Here is a 14,675-nt window from a genome sequence, read left to right on the forward strand (position 1 = left end):
GCCGCCGCTCCCGTCGCCGCTCCGGCCGCGCCGGCCGCTTCGGCGCCGTCGCTGATCTCGCCGTCGGCGGGCAAGCGCGGCAGCACCGAGAAGATGTCGCGGCTGCGGCAGACCATCGCCCGGCGCATGGTCGAGTCGCTGCAGACGTCCGCTCAGCTCACCACGGTCGTCGAGGTCGACGTCACCAAGGTGGCGCGGCTCCGTGACCGGGCGAAGGCCGAGTTCGTCGCGCGCGAGGGCGTCAAGCTGTCGTTCATGCCGTTCTTCGCCCTCGCCGCCATCGAGGCGCTGAAGGCGCACCCGACGGTCAACGCGGTCATCGACTCCGAGCGCAACGAGGTCACCTACCACGAGGCCGAGCACCTGGGCGTCGCGGTGGACACCGAGAAGGGCCTGCTCGTCCCGGTGATCAAGGACGCCGGTGAGCTGAACCTCGCCGGGATCGCCCGCAAGATCGCCGACCTGGCCGAGCGCACCCGCACCAACAAGGTCTCCCCCGACGAGCTGGGCGGCGGCACCTTCACGCTGACCAACACCGGTTCGCGTGGCGCCCTGTTCGACACCCCGATCATCAACCAGCCCCAGGTCGCCATCCTGGGCACCGGTTCGGTCGTGAAGCGCGCGGTCGTCGTCAACGACCCGTCGCTGGGCGAGGTCATCGCGATCCGCTCGATGGTCTACCTGGCCCTCACCTACGACCACCGCCTCGTCGACGGCGCCGACGCCGCCCGCTTCCTGGGCACCGTCAAGGCCCGTCTCGAGGAAGGCAACTTCGAGGCCGACCTCGGCCTCTGAGTTCCCACGCTCCACCGCAGCCCCCGCCCGGCCTCATCCGAGCGGGGGCTGCGCCGTTCGGCGGTCCTCCTCCGACGGCCCGGGACGCGTGATCTAGCCTGGGGGGATGAAGGCTGTGGTCTCAGGGGCTTCGGGATTGATCGGGCGGGCGTTGACGGCGTCGCTGGCGGCCGGCGGATGGGACGTGGTCCGGCTGGTGCGGCGCGAACCGGCCGGGCCGGACGAGGCGCGGTGGGATCCGGCGGGGAGCGTCGCGGACGGCGCGCTGGACGGCGCCGACGCGGTGATCCATCTGGCGGGCGCCGGGATCGGCGACCGGCTCTGGACCAAGGCGCGGAAGAAGGAGATCCTCGACAGCCGGGTGAACGGGACGCAGACCCTGGCGCGGGCGATCGCCGGGCTGGACGGGACGCGTCCCGTGTTCGTCTCCGGCTCCGCGGTCGGCTTCTACGGCGACACCGGCGCGTCGGAGACGTCAGAGGACGCGCCTGCCGGTGAAGGGTTCCTCGCCGACGTGGTGGAGCGCTGGGAGGCCGCGACGGCCCCGGCGGCCGACGCGGGCGTCCGTACCGTGCTGGCCAGGACCGGAATCGTGCTGTCGGCCGACGGCGGGATGCTGGGACGTCTTCGCCCGCTGTTCGGCCTGGGACTGGGCGCCCGGCTCGGCGACGGCCGCCAGTGGATGAGCTGGATCACGCTGGACGACGAGATCCGGGCCCTGCGCTTCCTCCTCGACTCCGACCTCTCCGGCCCCGTCAACCTGACGGCCCCGAACCCCGTCACCAACGCCGAGTTCACCCGATCCCTGGCCGCCGCTCTGCACCGCCCCGCTCCCTTCGTCGTCCCGGCCCCCCTGATGCGCCTGGCACTCCGCGACTTCGCCGCCGAAGTCCCCCTCGTCAGCCAGCGCGCCCTCCCCACCCGCCTGACCGCCGCGGGCTTCACCTTCACCCAGCCGACACTCGGCCCCGCGCTCCACGCCGTCCTCGCCTGACCGAGCCCCCTGCCGCTCGGAGCGGTCATGGCAGGGTGGCCTCCAGGCGGGTGAAGGTGCGGGTGGCCTCGGAGATGAGGGCCTGGACCTCGGCGGGGTGGGCGAGCAGGTAGGCGGTCTGGTGGCGGTGCAGGATGCGTTCGAGCGTCCGGACCGGCGGACCGGCGCAGCGCACGAACGCCCGGGCGGTGCGGCGGATCAGCGGGGTGTCGTCGTCGCCTGGAGCGGCTCGGCTGGTGACGCCGTCCAGCCAGCCGTAGAAGTCGCTGAAGGCGTCCACGGTGGACTCGGTGCTGATCTTCTCGGCGTTCGGGACGTTCTCGCGGAGCGCGCAGGCGCGCATCTCCGGAAGCAGGGCCAGTACGCGCGGGTCCCGCTGGACGGGCCGGACATAACGGGCCCACCAGGGATCGGCGAGCTTCGCGCGGGCCTGGTCGAGCCGGGCGAACTCACCGTTGACCCGGCGGACGCACGTGTCGTAGAGCCGCCGGTCCCGCCCGCTCATCGCACTCAGATCGGGAGGGCCCGGCAGATCCCGGCCGCTCAGGAAACGGGCCTCACGGCGGACCCGGGCGAGATCGGGCAGATCCCCGCTGATGGGCAGGTCGGACGGCCCCAGCGCCGGCCCGTCGAACCGGGGAAGCGTGCCACCACCGTCGGCGACGCACTTGACCACGAGCCGGCCGGACAGGTCGTCCTTGGCCGCCTCGAAGGTCAGGCCGTTGGCGTACTCGGCGCCTGAGGCGGGGACCGCGGAGTCGACGACCTCGTGACCGAAGCGCGGGACGGCCGGTGCGATCGTGGAAGGCGGCCCGGCGGGCGTCGTCTCACGTTCGATCGCCGTCCGGCCCAGCAGCGACACGGCGAGCACCGCGGCGGCGGAGGCCGCGGTGACGGCCAGCGCACGGCGGGTGGCGCGGTGGGCGCGCCGGTGCAGGGCCGAAGGGTCGTAGGCGGGCGGTTCGGGGGTGTCGGCGAACGCGCGGAGTTCGTCGCGGAGACGGGTGTCGAAGTCGTTCATCGGGAGGCTCCCGGGACGGAGTCGGCGGTGAGGGCGGCGCGGAGCTTGGCGAGGCCGCGCGACAGGTTGGAGCGGGCGGTTGCCGGGGAGATGCCGAGGGTCGCCGCGATCTGGGTGTCGGCCTGGTCGTGGAAGTAGTGCAGGACGACCGCGGTGCGCTGCCCGATCGGCAGCTCCAGCAGCGCCTGCACGAGCTCGGAACGGGAGTCGACCCGCCCGTAGTCGTCGCTCGGGTCGGGCCGCTCGGGCACCCCGCGCACCAAATCGAGGCGTTTGAGGCGCCGCCACCGGTCGTTGGCGAGGTTGACCAGGATCTTGCGCACATATGCCTCAGGCGACTGGGCGGCCGACGCCTTCCGCCAATGCCGGCAGGCCCGCTCCAACGCCTCCTGAACGAGATCGTCGGCCGCGTCACGGCTCCCCGTCAACACATAAGCGGTGCGAAAGAGCGAGGCCGACCGTTCTCTCACGAACGTCGCGAACCCGGGATCCGTCACTGTCACACCCACCTAGACCCCACCACCCCACCGACCGCTGCACGCTCCTCCCGAATTGTTCCGGCTCAGCTCGTCGCGCGTCACCACCGGGCGGCCATCGTGTGCCAACGCGCCCGTGTGCCAACGCGCCGAGGTTCCGGGTGGGCGGCGTTCCTGGAGGAGGGGGTGTGGCAAAGCGAGAGCCCCGCGTGGCCGGGTTGAGGAGGGGGGCGTCGCAAAGCGAGAGCCCCGCGGGGCCGGGGTTTCGGCTTGCGGGGCTCTTGTTCTGGGACTGTTCCGTCGGTGACCGTCAGGGACGGTCACCGACAGGTAAGGGTGATCGAGGGACTGCTGGTCGGAGGCTCTTTGGTGGGAGTCCCCCGGCCGGTGGGGCTTGGTCAGACGTCGAAGTAGAGTTCGAATTCGTGGGGGTGGGGGCGGAGGCGGATGGGGTCGAGTTCGTTTTCGCGCTTGTAGGCGATCCAGGTGTCGATGAGGTCCTGGGTGAAGACGCCGCCTTCCAGGAGGAACGCGTGGTCGTTCTCGAGGGCGGTGAGGACCGCGTCGAGGGAGCCGGGGACCTGCGGGATGTTGCGGGCCTCCTCCGGCGGGAGCTCGTAGAGGTCCTTGTCGACCGGGTCGACCGGCTCGATCTTGTTCTTGATGCCGTCGAGACCGGCCATGAGCTGGGCGGCGAACGCGAGGTAGGGGTTGCAGGACGGGTCCGGCACCCGGAACTCGATGCGCTTGGCCTTCGGGTTGGAGCCCGTCAGCGGGATGCGGATGCAGGCGCTGCGGTTGCGCTGGCTGTAGACCAGGTTCACCGGAGCCTCGTAGCCCGGCACCAGACGGTGGTAGCTGTTGACCGTCGGGTTGGTGAACGCCAGCAGCGCCGGGGCGTGCTTGAGCAGGCCGCCGATGTAGAAACGGGCCGTGTCCGACAGGCCCGCGTAGCCGACCTCGTCGTAGAAGAGCGGGCTGCCGTCCTTCCAGAGCGACTGGTGGCAGTGCATCCCCGAGCCGTTGTCACCGAAGATCGGCTTCGGCATGAACGTGACGGCCTTGTTGTTGGCGCGCGCGACGTTCTTCACGACGTACTTGTAGAGCATCAGATTGTCGGCGGCGTGGAGCAGCTCACCGAACCGGATGTCGATCTCGGCCTGGCCGGCGGTGCCGACCTCGTGGTGCTGCATCTCCACGTCGATACCGACGGCGAGAAGCTGCTGGACCATCTCCGACCGCAGGTCGGTGTAGTGGTCCATCGGGCTGACCGGGAAGTAGCCGCCCTTGTACGGCGGCTTCGCGCCCAGGTTGCCGCCCTCCTCCTGACGGCCGGTGTTCCACGCGCCCTCGATCGAGTCGAGGAAGTAGTACCCCTCGTTCGCGGCGGTCTTGAACCGGACGTCGTCGAAGATGTAGAACTCGGCCTCGGGACCGAAGTAGACGGTGTCGGCGATACCGGTACCGATCAGGTAGTCCTGGGCCTTCTTGGCGATGTTGCGGGGGTCGCGGCTGTAGGGCTCGCCGGTCAGCGGGTCGTGCACGAAGAACGTGATGTTCAGGGTCTTGTGCTGGCGGAACGGGTCGAGGACCGCGGTGGACGGGTCGGGCAGCAGGAGCATGTCCGACTCGTGGATCTCCTGGAAGCCGCGGATCGACGAGCCGTCGAACATCAGGCCGTCGGTGAAGACGTTCTCACCGAAGTTCGAGGCGGGAAAGGTGAAGTGCTGGACGGTGCCGGGCAGGTCAACGAATCTCACATCGATGAACTGCACCCCCTCGTCACGGATGTAGGTCAGGACTTCCTCGGCGCTGCTGAACAATCCAGCCTCCTACGGGGTGCTTCTGGGTCGATTCGTTACGGCTGTGTATCCGCTGGCCAGCCTACGTCTTGATGACCAAGACCGCAGGGTGCGACAGACCGCCTGGCCGTAAGCGGTAGTTTTGCGTTGTGAGTGGTAACGAGAAGGGCCCCAGCTGGACCGGCACCTGGCTGAGCGGGGCACGCGCCGCCGGAGCCGATCTCGGCTATCCGGGCCAGCAGCTCGGCCTGCCGGAGCGGGGCAAGGGGTCGGTCGCGTCCTATGCCCGCCGGCTGGTCGCCCTGCTGATCGACTGGTTCCTGTCCATGCTGATCGCCAGCGCTCTGGCGTCGAGTTTCGACTGGTCGAACGGCACCCGCAGCAAGATCACCCTGTTGATCTTCGTGGTCCAGGCGACGGTCCTGATCGCGTTCGCGGGCACCACGCTCGGCAAGCGGATCGCGGGCCTGCACGTGGCGCGGCTGGACGGCCAGCGCGTCGGCCTGCCCTGGTCGCTGGCCCGCGCCCTGCTGACGGCCCTGGTCGTCCCGGCCCTGCTCTGGGACCGCGACCACCGCGGCCTCCACGACCGCGCCACCAACACGATCGTCCTCGAGATCTGAGACCCCGAAAACTGCGAAAGGCCCCGGATCACGAATGATCCGGGGCCTTCGACATGAATGCGGTGCGACGTGAATGCCGTGCGGGCTAGCGGGCGCGGGGCTTCGGGGCCTTGGGGACGCGGGCGCCCTTCGGCATCGGGCCGCCGGGCATCGCCGGACGCTGCGGGATGGCGCGGAGCCGGTCGTTCAGATCGTCGACCTGGTCCTTGGTGAGGTTGCGGGGCAGCTTGGTGAGGGTGGCCTGGAGCTTCGACAGCGGGGTCTGGCCCTCTTCGTCGCCGACCTGGATGTCGTAGATCGGGACGCTGTGCGCGAGCCGCGACACCTTCTTCTTCTCGGCGCCCAGCAGTGAACCGACCCGCGAGGCGGGGCCCTCGGACACCAGGACCACGCCGGGACGGCCGACGACCCGGTGCACGACGTCCATGCTGCGGTTGCCGGCCACGGCCGGGGTGACGACCCAGTTGCCGCGCATGGAGTCCAGGACGCCGAAGGCCGCGCCGATCTGGCCTTCCATCATCTTGAACTGGGTGCGCTGGGCGATCTGCCCGAACACCACCATGCCGACGATCACCGCGAGCATGATCCCCAGCGGGATCATGAACCACAGCTGGCCGATCAGCGCACCGATGAGCACGAAAAGCACCAGGGTGCCCAGCGCCGAGGCGAACACGATCGGCAGGGCCTTCGGGTTGGCCTTCTGCACCAGACCCGCGACCATGCGGATCTGCTTGAACCGGCCGGGCTTCTCGTTCTCTGCCATGTCGCTCATTCTATTGATCGGAACGGGCCTCGATCGCCTGCTGGTACAGGCGGCCTGCCCGGTAGCTGGAACGGACCAGGGGGCCGGACATGGCCCCCGCGAAGCCGATCTCCTCGGCCTCGGCCTGGAGCTCGACGAACTCCTCGGGCTTTACCCACCGCTCGACCGGGTGATGCCTCGGGGTGGGACGAAGGTACTGCGTGATCGTAATCAGCTCGCAACCCGCTTCGTGCAGGTCGCGCAGCGCCTCGCTGACCTCTTCGCGGGTCTCGCCCATCCCGAGGATCAGGTTCGACTTGGTGACGAGCCCCGCCGCGCGCGCCTTGGTGATCACGTCGAGGGAGCGCTCGTACCGGAACGCCGGGCGGATCCGCTTGAAGATCCGCGGGACGGTCTCGAGGTTGTGCGCGAACACCTCGGGCCGCGAGGAGAAGACCTCGTCGAGCAGCTCGGGGATGCCGTTGAAGTCGGGCGCGAGCATCTCGACACCGCAGCCGGGCACGAACTCGTGGATCTTCCGGATGGTCTCGGCGTACAGCCAGGCCCCTCCGTCGGGCAGGTCGTCGCGGGCCACGCCGGTGACGGTGGCGTACTTCAGGCCCATCGTCTTCACCGACTCCGCGACGCGCACCGGCTCGCCGGTGTCGTAGTCGGCGGGCTTGCCGGTGTCGATCTGGCAGAAGTCGCACCGGCGCGTGCACTGGTCACCGCCGATGAGGAAGGTGGCCTCGCGGTCCTCCCAGCATTCGAAGATGTTCGGGCAGCCCGCCTCCTGGCAGACCGTGTGCAGGCCTTCGCCCTTCACCAGCTGGGTGAGCTCCCGGTACTGGGGGCCCATCTTCAGCTTGGTCTTGATCCACGGGGGCTTCTTCTCGATCGGCACTTCTGCGTTGCGGACTTCCAGCCGCAGCAGCTTCCGTCCCTCTGGGGCCACAGCACTCACGTGACTAGGGTACGTCCGATAAGGCCACGCTTAATCCTTGTCGGACACCACACGGAGCGCCCCCTTGATCGTCAGCACGATGAACGACCTCCCCGGGTACGAGGTGACCGAGGTGATCGGTGACGTCTTCGGCCTGACGGTCATGGTCCGCAGCGGCCTGTCCAGTCTGGAGGCGGGACTGAAGACCTTCCTGGGCGGCGAGCCCAAGACGATGACCCAGGAGCTGCACGCGTTCCGGCTGGAGGCCCGCAGACGCCTGGTCGCCGAGGCGGAGCGCCAGGGGGCGGACGCGATCCTGGCCGTCCGGTACGAGGCGAACGATCTTCGTGACCAGGGGACGGAGATCTGTGTGTACGGAACCGCGGTCAAGGTGCGGCGGCTATAACGATTCGGCTGTCTTAGCCGCCGGTTTCGCCGATTTCCGCCGAGCCGGGTGACGGATCTCTCTAGGGTTGCTCGCTGTTACGTGTGATTGAGGAGAGGAACAGCCGTGGCGCTGGCCATGACCTATCTCAGGCTGCCGCTGGAGAGCGGCACCGACCCCGGCCAGGTGGCGCGCCAGGTGTTCGCCGACCCCGACTGGAAGAAGCAGCACGCGGCCCGCGCCCTCGATCTGGGGGGCGACTGGCAGGGCCTCCAGTACGTCATCACCGGTGATCCGTGGGAGGGCCGCGCGCCGGAGTCCGACATCGTCTGCGGCGGCCGTCTGATCACCGAGGACGGCGCCGAGGAACTGGGCTTCGACGTGATCTATCTGGCTCCCGACCGGGTCAAGACCGCCGCCGACCATCTGGCGGCCACCCCGTTCCCGTCGCGCCGGTTCGACCGGGCCGCGATGGTCGCCGCCGACGTCCAGGGCGCCTCCGCCTGGTCGGACGAGGCCCGCGACGCCGTGTTCAAGCCCGGCTACGACGCCCTGGGCGCGTTCTTCACCGCGGCCGCCACCCACGGCGAATCGATCTTCAAGACGATGGGCTGACCCCGGAGACGGGTCAGGGTGCGACGGCCACGGCCGTCGCACCCTGAAAGATCACCGGCCTAGCGGAGCTGGCGTGGTTCGATCGGGGTCTCCTTCGCGCCGCCGGAGCCGTCGGGCTCGACGCGCCACGCCATGCCGTCCGGCCGGTAGGTGACGGCCTGGACGAACTCGGTGCCCACGTAGTGCAGGGCGACGCCCTCGTCGGCCGCGTAACCGGCGGGCAGCTCGTTCCGGCCGACCGCGGCGTGCAGCAGCTCGCGGCGCTGCGGGTCGCTGTCGTAGTGGACGCCACAGGAGTAGGGCACCAGCGCCAGGCCGTCGGTGAGGGTCTCCAGCCGGGGGCCGAAGGAGTCGGTGTTGCCGCCGGCGTGCCAGCAGAGCGCGCCCGCGCTCTGCCCTGCCAGGACGACGCCCGACCGCCACACCTCGGTGAAGATCGAGTCGAGTCCGTGGGCCCGCCAGACGGCCAGCAGGTTGACCACGCTGCCGCCCGACACGTAGATCAGGTCCTGGGCGAGCAGGTGCGCCCTGACGTCGGCGACGTTCGGCATCGGGAACAGCGCCAGATGGCTGACCTCGGCGTCCATCCGGCCGAACATCCCGTACGCGGCGGCGATGGCCCCCGCCGGGTCGCCCACCGCCGTCGCGAGGTAGCAGACGCGCGGCCGGTCCTGGCCGGTCAGGTCCAGCGCGTACCGCAGCAGAGGGCTCCCCTCGGGCACCCCACGATCGTTGACGATCATGGACCCGCCGCCGATGGCCAGGATGTGCGGCTGTCCGTCTGTGCTCACTCAGTTCTCCCGAGGCTCGTGTCGCTCACCGTCGTGGAGTAACCGTACGGCCACGGAGTGCCGCAGGTCGGGATTTTGGGGTTTCTCGGGGACTTCTCCCTGAACCTCGGGGGAAGATCGTGAGACCGGGATGTGTTGGCGTGGACGGACGATCGAGGAGGAACCGATGGCGTCGGTACGGGTGGAGCGCACGGACACGGGTTTCATCGCCACGAACGGGCGGGGCGCGCGGGTGGAGATCGGCGGCGCGGAGGACGGGGTGTTCACCCCGGTGGAGCTGCTGCTGGCCGCGCTCGGCGGCTGCGAACTGGTCACCGTGGAGCCGCTGACGGCCAAACGCGGCCACCGGCTGGACCGGCTGGCGGCGGACGTTCACGCCGAGAAGACCGACAAGTTCCGGCTCGGCGAGATCGTCGTGGACTACGACGTGGCGCTGCCGGAGGGCGACGAGCAGGCGGAGGAAGTGCTGCGCAAGGTCGCGGCGCGGGTGCACGAGCAGTACTGCACGGTCGGGGCGGCGCTGCGGAACGTCACTCCGACGGTCCAGCGGATTCCGTGAACCCCGGTCTCCGGTACAGGGTCCTACTCCCAAAGGCTGAGACGAAGACCATCCGACATGGTGATCTCATCCAGGTGAATCTAAGGCAAAAATAAACACCATGGTCCAGATCGCCCCCACCACCCCGAGCGGTCCCCCTGCCGGAAGCGCGGACGCCCGACCGGCGCCGTTCGCTTTCCGGCTGCCTCCCGTCTGGCGCGAACTGCTGCTCATCGCGGTGTTCTACGGCGCTTATATGGTCACCCGGATCATCCTCAACAATCCGCACGGCACGCAGGAGGCGTTCGACCACGCACGGCAGATCTTCCATTGGGAGAAGGCGTCGGGGCTGGATATCGAACTGGGACTCAACCAGGCGCTGTTGCGGCACGAATATCTCGCGTTCGCCGCGAACATCTTCTATCTCAGCGCCCATTTCCTGGTGACGATCGGCGTGGTGGTGTGGCTGTACCGCAAGCGGCCCCGGCACTACGCGTGGTTCCGGGCGGGGATCCTGGTCGCCACGGCGCTGGCGCTGATCGGTTTCTGGCTGTACCCGCTGGCGCCGCCGCGGTTCATGACGGGCTTCGGCTTCGTCGATCCGGTCGTCTTCTTCGACACCCCCGGCCTCTACTCCTCGGGCGCCTCGACGACCATGGCCAACCAGTACGCGGCGATGCCGTCGATGCACGCGGGCTGGGCGGTCTGGTGCGGAATCGCGATGATCGTGCTGGGGCGGCGCTGGTGGACCAGGCTGTTCGGGGTGCTCTACCCGACGACGACCATTCTGGTGATCATGTCGACGGCCAACCACTACGTGCTGGACGCCGTCGCCGGGGTGACCCTGATCCTGCTCGGGCTCGGCGCTTCGTGGCTGGCCTACCGGTGGGCGTGGCGGCGCAGGAGTGCGGCACAATGACCTCCCGTGCGTATCAGCGGGCTCCTCTGCCTCACCGTTCTCCTCGCGGCCACCTCCTGCTCCACCGCGGCTGAGCCCCCCGCTCCCGCCGCGACGGACGTGGCCGTCACCACCAGCGCGACCCCGACGGCGGCCCCGGAGAACGAGCGGCCCGGCACGGCCGACTGGAAGATCACCAAACGGGGCGAGCCCGACGAGATCGAGGGCTACGCCGACCATGTGAGCGTCCGGCCCGGCGAGGCGTTCCGGCTGTACGTGTCGACGACCAGGGCGTCGTTCCGCGCGGAGGCGTTCCGGATCGGCTGGTACGGCGGGCGCGGGGCGCGCCTGGTGTGGGAGTCCGGCGCGACGGCCGGTGCGCGGCAGCCCGCGGCGAAGATCGATCCGGCGACCTACACGGTCAAGGCCCCGTGGAAGCCGTCGCTGGACGTCCAGGCCACCGACTGGCCCGAAGGCTCCTATCTGATCCGGCTGACGGCGTCCGGCGGCGCGCAGCGGTACGTCCCGATCACCGTCAGGTCCGCCGAGACGTCCGGCCGGCTCGTCATCGTCAACGCCACGACCACCTGGCAGGCCTACAACAAGTGGGGCGGCCACAATCTGTACGGCGGCCCCGCCGGGTTCTCCGACCGGTCGCGCGCAGTCAGCTTCGACCGGCCCTACGACACCGACGGCGCGAAGCTGTTCCGCAGCTTCGAACAGGACGCGATCATCCTGGCCGAGAAGCAGGGCCTGCCGCTCGCCTACACGACCGACAACGACCTGCACTCCGACGCCGCCCTGCTGACCGGCGCCAGCGGCCTGATCACCCTCGGCCACGACGAGTACTGGTCGACGGCGATGTGGAAGAACGTCCAGAGAGCCAGGGACGCGGGGACCAACCTTGCGTTCCTCGGAGCCAACGCCGTGAACCGGCACATCCGTTACGAGCCGACCGAGCTCGGCGCGGACCGGCTGGTCGTCTGCTACAAGTCCCTCGACGACCCGATCGGCCGCACCGACCCGTCCGAGGTGACGGTCGACTGGCGGATCGGCTCGCCGCCCCGCCCCGAGAGCGCGCTGATCGGCATCCAGTACAACTGCTTCCCCGCCGACGGCGAGTTCACCGTGATCCGGCCGCGCCACTGGCTGTTCGACGGCACCGGCGTCAAGAAGGGCCAGGCGTTCCCCGGGCTGATCGGCCCGGAGACCGACGCCCTGAACCTCGGCGGCCCGACCCCGCGCCCCATCGAGATCGTCGCGGACTCCCCCGTCCGCGGCTGCCCCGGCGTCTACCGGTCGCAGGCCGTCTACTACACGGCCAAGAGCGGGGCTGGCGTGTTCTCCACGGGCACCATGCGGTTCGTCTGCGGGCTGCGCGGCAGCGGCTGCGGCCACGGAGTCACCGACGAGGCCCGCCCGTTCGTCGCCCGCGTCATCGAGAACGTGCTGACCGTGTTCGCCGCCGGACCGGCGGGCCTGACCCACCCGGCCAGGGACAATCTGAAGGACTTCGGCTGACCCCTATCCGACCTGGCCGTAGAAGATCCGCTCGGTGACCTCGCGGGCGTGCCGGGCGTGGCGGCGCCAGTCCTCCAGCAGGTCGCCGGTGCCCGGGTAGCCCATCAGCCGGCTGACGGCCGTCCGCTCCTGGTGGTGGTCGGTCGGCAGCAGGTCGGACGCCCGGCCGCGGACCAGCATGACCGCGTTCCTGATCCGGGTGGCCAGCTCCCACGCCGACTTGAGGGTCTCGGCGTCCTTGGCGTCCAGCAGCGAGTACTCGACGGCCGTGTCGAGCGCCGCCGGGGTGCGGGTGGTGCGGAGCCCGGGCACCTCGAAGGCGTGCCTGAGCTGCAGGAGCTGCGCCACCCATTCGACGTCCGACAGCCCGCCGGGGCCGAGCTTGAGATGCAGCCGCCGGTCGACGCCGCGGGGCAGCCGCTCGGCCTCCATCCGGGCCTTGAGCCGCCGGATCTCCTGGATGACGCGGTCGTCGATCCCGCCGTCCGGCCAGCGGATCGGGTTGATCAGCTCCCGGAACCGCTCGGCCAGTCCCGCGTCGCCGATGACGGGGTCGGCGCGGAGCAGCGCCTGGCTCTCCCACGGCGACGACCAGCGCCGGTAGTAGGCGGCGTAGGAGGCGAGGCTCCGCACCAGCGGCCCCGACTTGCCCTCGGGCCGCAGGTTCGGGTCGATGCCCAGCGGCGGTTCGGGCGCGGGCAGTGCCAGCATCCGGCGCAGCTCCTCGGCGAGCGCGTGCGCTGCCTGCTGCGCCTGGCGTTCGTCGGCGCCCTCCACCGGATCGTGGACGAACATGACGTCGGCGTCGCTGCCGTAGCCGAGTTCGTGCCCGCCCCACCGGCCCATGGCGACCACCACGAACCTGGTCGGCAGCGGGCCGCCGCGCTCGTGCTCCAGCTTGTCGGTGGCGGCCTGGAGCGCAGCCTCGATGGTGACGGTCGTGATGTCGCTGAGCGCCTGGCAGACCGTCGGGACGTCGGCGAGGCCGAGCAGGTCGGCGACCGACACCCGGAACAGCTCGCGGCGGCGGATCGCCCGGATCGCGGCGACGGTGTGCTCGGCCTTGGCCGGGTCGCCCGCCCGCGCGACGATCGCCAGTGCCTCGCCGCGCAGCTCGGCCAGGGTGCGGGGCCGCAGCTCCGCGTCGTTGCCGAGGATCATGACGGCGTCGGGGGCGCGCAGCAGCAGATCGGTGACATAGGCGCTGGAGGCCAGCAGCCGGGCCATCCGCTCGGCCACCGTGACGTCGTCGCGGAGCAGCCGCAGATACCAGGGGGTGGTGCCGAGGGCGTCGCTGACACGGCGGAAGCCGAGCAGTCCCGCGTCGGGATCGGGGGCGTCGGCGAACCAGCCGAGCATGACCGGCAGCAGGGTCCGCTGGATCGCGGCGCGCCGGGACACGCCCTTGGTGAGGGCCTCCAGATGGCGCAGCGCCCCGGCCGGGTCGTTGTAGCCGAGCGCCAGCAGCCGGGCGCGGGCCGCCTCGGGGGTGAGCCTGGCCTCCTCCCCCGGCAGGTTCGCGACGGCCCGCAGCAGCGGCCGGTAGAACAGCTTCTCGTGGATCCGCCGGACCCCGCGCGCGTGCTGCCGCCACAGCTCGGTGAAGCTGACGGCCGGATCCCCCGCCAGGCCCAGCGCGCGGCCGAGCCGGCGCAGCCCGGCGTCGTCGGCGGGGACGAGATGGGTGCGGCGCAGATGCTGGAGCTGGATGAGGTGCTCGGTGCGGCGCAGGAACCGGTAGGCCTCGGCCAGCGCCGCCGCGTCCTCCCGCCCGACATATCCGCCTTCGGAGAGCGCTTCGAGCGCGTCGAGGGTGTTGCCGCTGTGCAACAGCTCGTCGGCGCGGCCGTGCACGAGCTGAAGGAGCTGGACGGCGAACTCGACGTCCCGCAGCCCCCCGGGGCCCAGCTTGAGCTGCCGCTCCACCGCGCCGTGCCGCTCCTGCAGATGGTCCTCGACGCGTTTGCGCATCGCCTGGACGTCCGCGACGAAGCTCTCGCCCGCGGCCGCCTTCCAGACCATCGGCGAGATCATGTCCAGATAGGCCCGGCCGAGTTCCCGGTCGCCCGCGACCGGCCTGGCCTTGAGCAGCGCCTGGAACTCCCAGGTCTTGGCCCACCGCTCGTAGTAGGCGCGGTGGCTGGCCAGGGTCCGCACCAGCGGCCCCGACTTGCCCTCGGGCCGCAGATTGGCGTCGACCTCCCACAGCGAACCCTCGGGAGTGGTGGCCGAGCAGGCCCGCATCATCGCGGCGGCCAGCCGGTTCGCGGCGCGCAGCGCGGCGTCCTCGGGCGCGCCGTCGACCACTTCGGCGACGAACACGACGTCCACGTCGGAGACGTAGTTCAGCTCACGGCCGCCGGACTTGCCCATCCCGATCACGGCCAGCCGGCACAGGGTGTGCTCGGGAACCTCCGCGCGGGCGATCGCCAGCCCCGCCTCGGGCGCGGCGTCGGCGAGGTCGGCCAGCTCACGGGCCACCTCGCCGACCTCGAGCACCCCGGTCAGGTCCCGGCCGGCCAGATGCAGCA

15 protein-coding genes are annotated in these 14,675 nt (G+C 70.4%); 8 read left to right on the plus strand and 7 right to left on the minus strand.

Annotated features, from left to right (window positions below; all coding sequences use genetic code 11):
- Both ACYVE7_RS16055 and ACYVE7_RS16060 read left to right on the plus strand, forming a co-directional pair.
- The coding region (locus ACYVE7_RS16055; RefSeq protein ID WP_460365504.1) for a 2-oxo acid dehydrogenase subunit E2 at nucleotides 1–795 on the plus strand (795 nt) is incomplete at its 5' end.
- 106 nt (nucleotides 796–901) lie between these two features.
- Complete coding sequence (locus ACYVE7_RS16060; protein ID WP_460365505.1) at nucleotides 902–1,789, plus strand: TIGR01777 family oxidoreductase; 888 nt, start codon at nucleotides 902–904, stop codon at nucleotides 1,787–1,789.
- Between the two features lie 25 nt (nucleotides 1,790–1,814).
- Here the strand turns inward: ACYVE7_RS16060 and ACYVE7_RS16065 are convergent, their stop codons facing one another.
- The 3 genes from ACYVE7_RS16065 to glnA form a co-directional block, all read right to left on the minus strand.
- Entirely contained in the window at nucleotides 1,815–2,810 is a 996-nt protein-coding gene (locus tag ACYVE7_RS16065) for a hypothetical protein (protein WP_460365506.1), read from the minus strand.
- A complete protein-coding gene (locus ACYVE7_RS16070) occupies nucleotides 2,807–3,307 on the minus strand; it encodes a SigE family RNA polymerase sigma factor (protein ID WP_460365507.1) in 501 nt (166 codons plus the stop codon). Before ACYVE7_RS16070 ends, ACYVE7_RS16065 begins: the two co-directional genes overlap by 4 nt.
- A 377-nt stretch (nucleotides 3,308–3,684) precedes the next feature.
- A complete protein-coding gene (glnA, locus tag ACYVE7_RS16075) occupies nucleotides 3,685–5,109 on the minus strand; it encodes a type I glutamate--ammonia ligase (protein WP_460365508.1) in 1,425 nt (474 codons plus the stop codon).
- Between the two features lie 128 nt (nucleotides 5,110–5,237).
- Here glnA and ACYVE7_RS16080 point away from each other — a divergent pair, with 128 nt between their 5' ends.
- A complete protein-coding gene (locus ACYVE7_RS16080; RefSeq protein ID WP_460365509.1) occupies nucleotides 5,238–5,711 on the plus strand; it encodes an RDD family protein in 474 nt (157 codons plus the stop codon).
- 85 nt (nucleotides 5,712–5,796) lie between these two features.
- Here ACYVE7_RS16080 and ACYVE7_RS16085 read toward each other — a convergent pair whose 3' ends face one another.
- Both ACYVE7_RS16085 and lipA read right to left on the minus strand, forming a co-directional pair.
- On the minus strand, nucleotides 5,797–6,474 hold the full coding sequence (locus tag ACYVE7_RS16085) for a DUF4191 domain-containing protein (protein ID WP_460365510.1): 678 nt from the start codon (nucleotides 6,472–6,474) through the stop codon (nucleotides 5,797–5,799).
- Nucleotides 6,475–6,484: 10 nt separating this feature from the next.
- Complete coding sequence (gene lipA / locus ACYVE7_RS16090; protein ID WP_460365511.1) at nucleotides 6,485–7,417, minus strand: lipoyl synthase; 933 nt, start codon at nucleotides 7,415–7,417, stop codon at nucleotides 6,485–6,487.
- A gap of 64 nt (nucleotides 7,418–7,481) precedes the next feature.
- Between lipA and ACYVE7_RS16095 the strand changes: the two genes are divergently transcribed.
- Complete coding sequence (locus tag ACYVE7_RS16095) at nucleotides 7,482–7,802, plus strand: YbjQ family protein (RefSeq protein WP_460365512.1); 321 nt, start codon at nucleotides 7,482–7,484, stop codon at nucleotides 7,800–7,802.
- Between the two features lie 105 nt (nucleotides 7,803–7,907).
- On the plus strand, nucleotides 7,908–8,396 hold the full coding sequence (locus ACYVE7_RS16100; protein WP_460365513.1) for a DUF1877 family protein: 489 nt from the start codon (nucleotides 7,908–7,910) through the stop codon (nucleotides 8,394–8,396).
- A gap of 59 nt (nucleotides 8,397–8,455) precedes the next feature.
- Here ACYVE7_RS16100 and ACYVE7_RS16105 read toward each other — a convergent pair whose 3' ends face one another.
- A complete protein-coding gene (locus ACYVE7_RS16105) occupies nucleotides 8,456–9,187 on the minus strand; it encodes a Type 1 glutamine amidotransferase-like domain-containing protein (protein WP_460365514.1) in 732 nt (243 codons plus the stop codon).
- 166 nt (nucleotides 9,188–9,353) lie between these two features.
- Here ACYVE7_RS16105 and ACYVE7_RS16110 point away from each other — a divergent pair, with 166 nt between their 5' ends.
- From ACYVE7_RS16110 to ACYVE7_RS16120, 3 genes are all read left to right on the plus strand, one after another.
- Entirely contained in the window at nucleotides 9,354–9,746 is a 393-nt protein-coding gene (locus tag ACYVE7_RS16110; RefSeq protein WP_460365515.1) for an OsmC family protein, read from the plus strand.
- Between the two features lie 100 nt (nucleotides 9,747–9,846).
- Nucleotides 9,847–10,644: a phosphatase PAP2 family protein gene (locus ACYVE7_RS16115; protein ID WP_460365516.1), complete on the plus strand. Its 798-nt coding sequence runs from the start codon at nucleotides 9,847–9,849 to the stop codon at nucleotides 10,642–10,644.
- Nucleotides 10,645–10,650: 6 nt separating this feature from the next.
- On the plus strand, nucleotides 10,651–12,144 hold the full coding sequence (locus ACYVE7_RS16120) for a N,N-dimethylformamidase beta subunit family domain-containing protein (protein ID WP_460365517.1): 1,494 nt from the start codon (nucleotides 10,651–10,653) through the stop codon (nucleotides 12,142–12,144).
- Between the two features lie 3 nt (nucleotides 12,145–12,147).
- Here ACYVE7_RS16120 and ACYVE7_RS16125 read toward each other — a convergent pair.
- The coding region (locus ACYVE7_RS16125) for a bifunctional [glutamine synthetase] adenylyltransferase/[glutamine synthetase]-adenylyl-L-tyrosine phosphorylase (protein WP_460365518.1) at nucleotides 12,148–14,675 on the minus strand (2,528 nt) is incomplete at its 5' end.

The sequence above is a fragment of the Actinocorallia lasiicapitis genome (genome assembly GCF_054778695.1).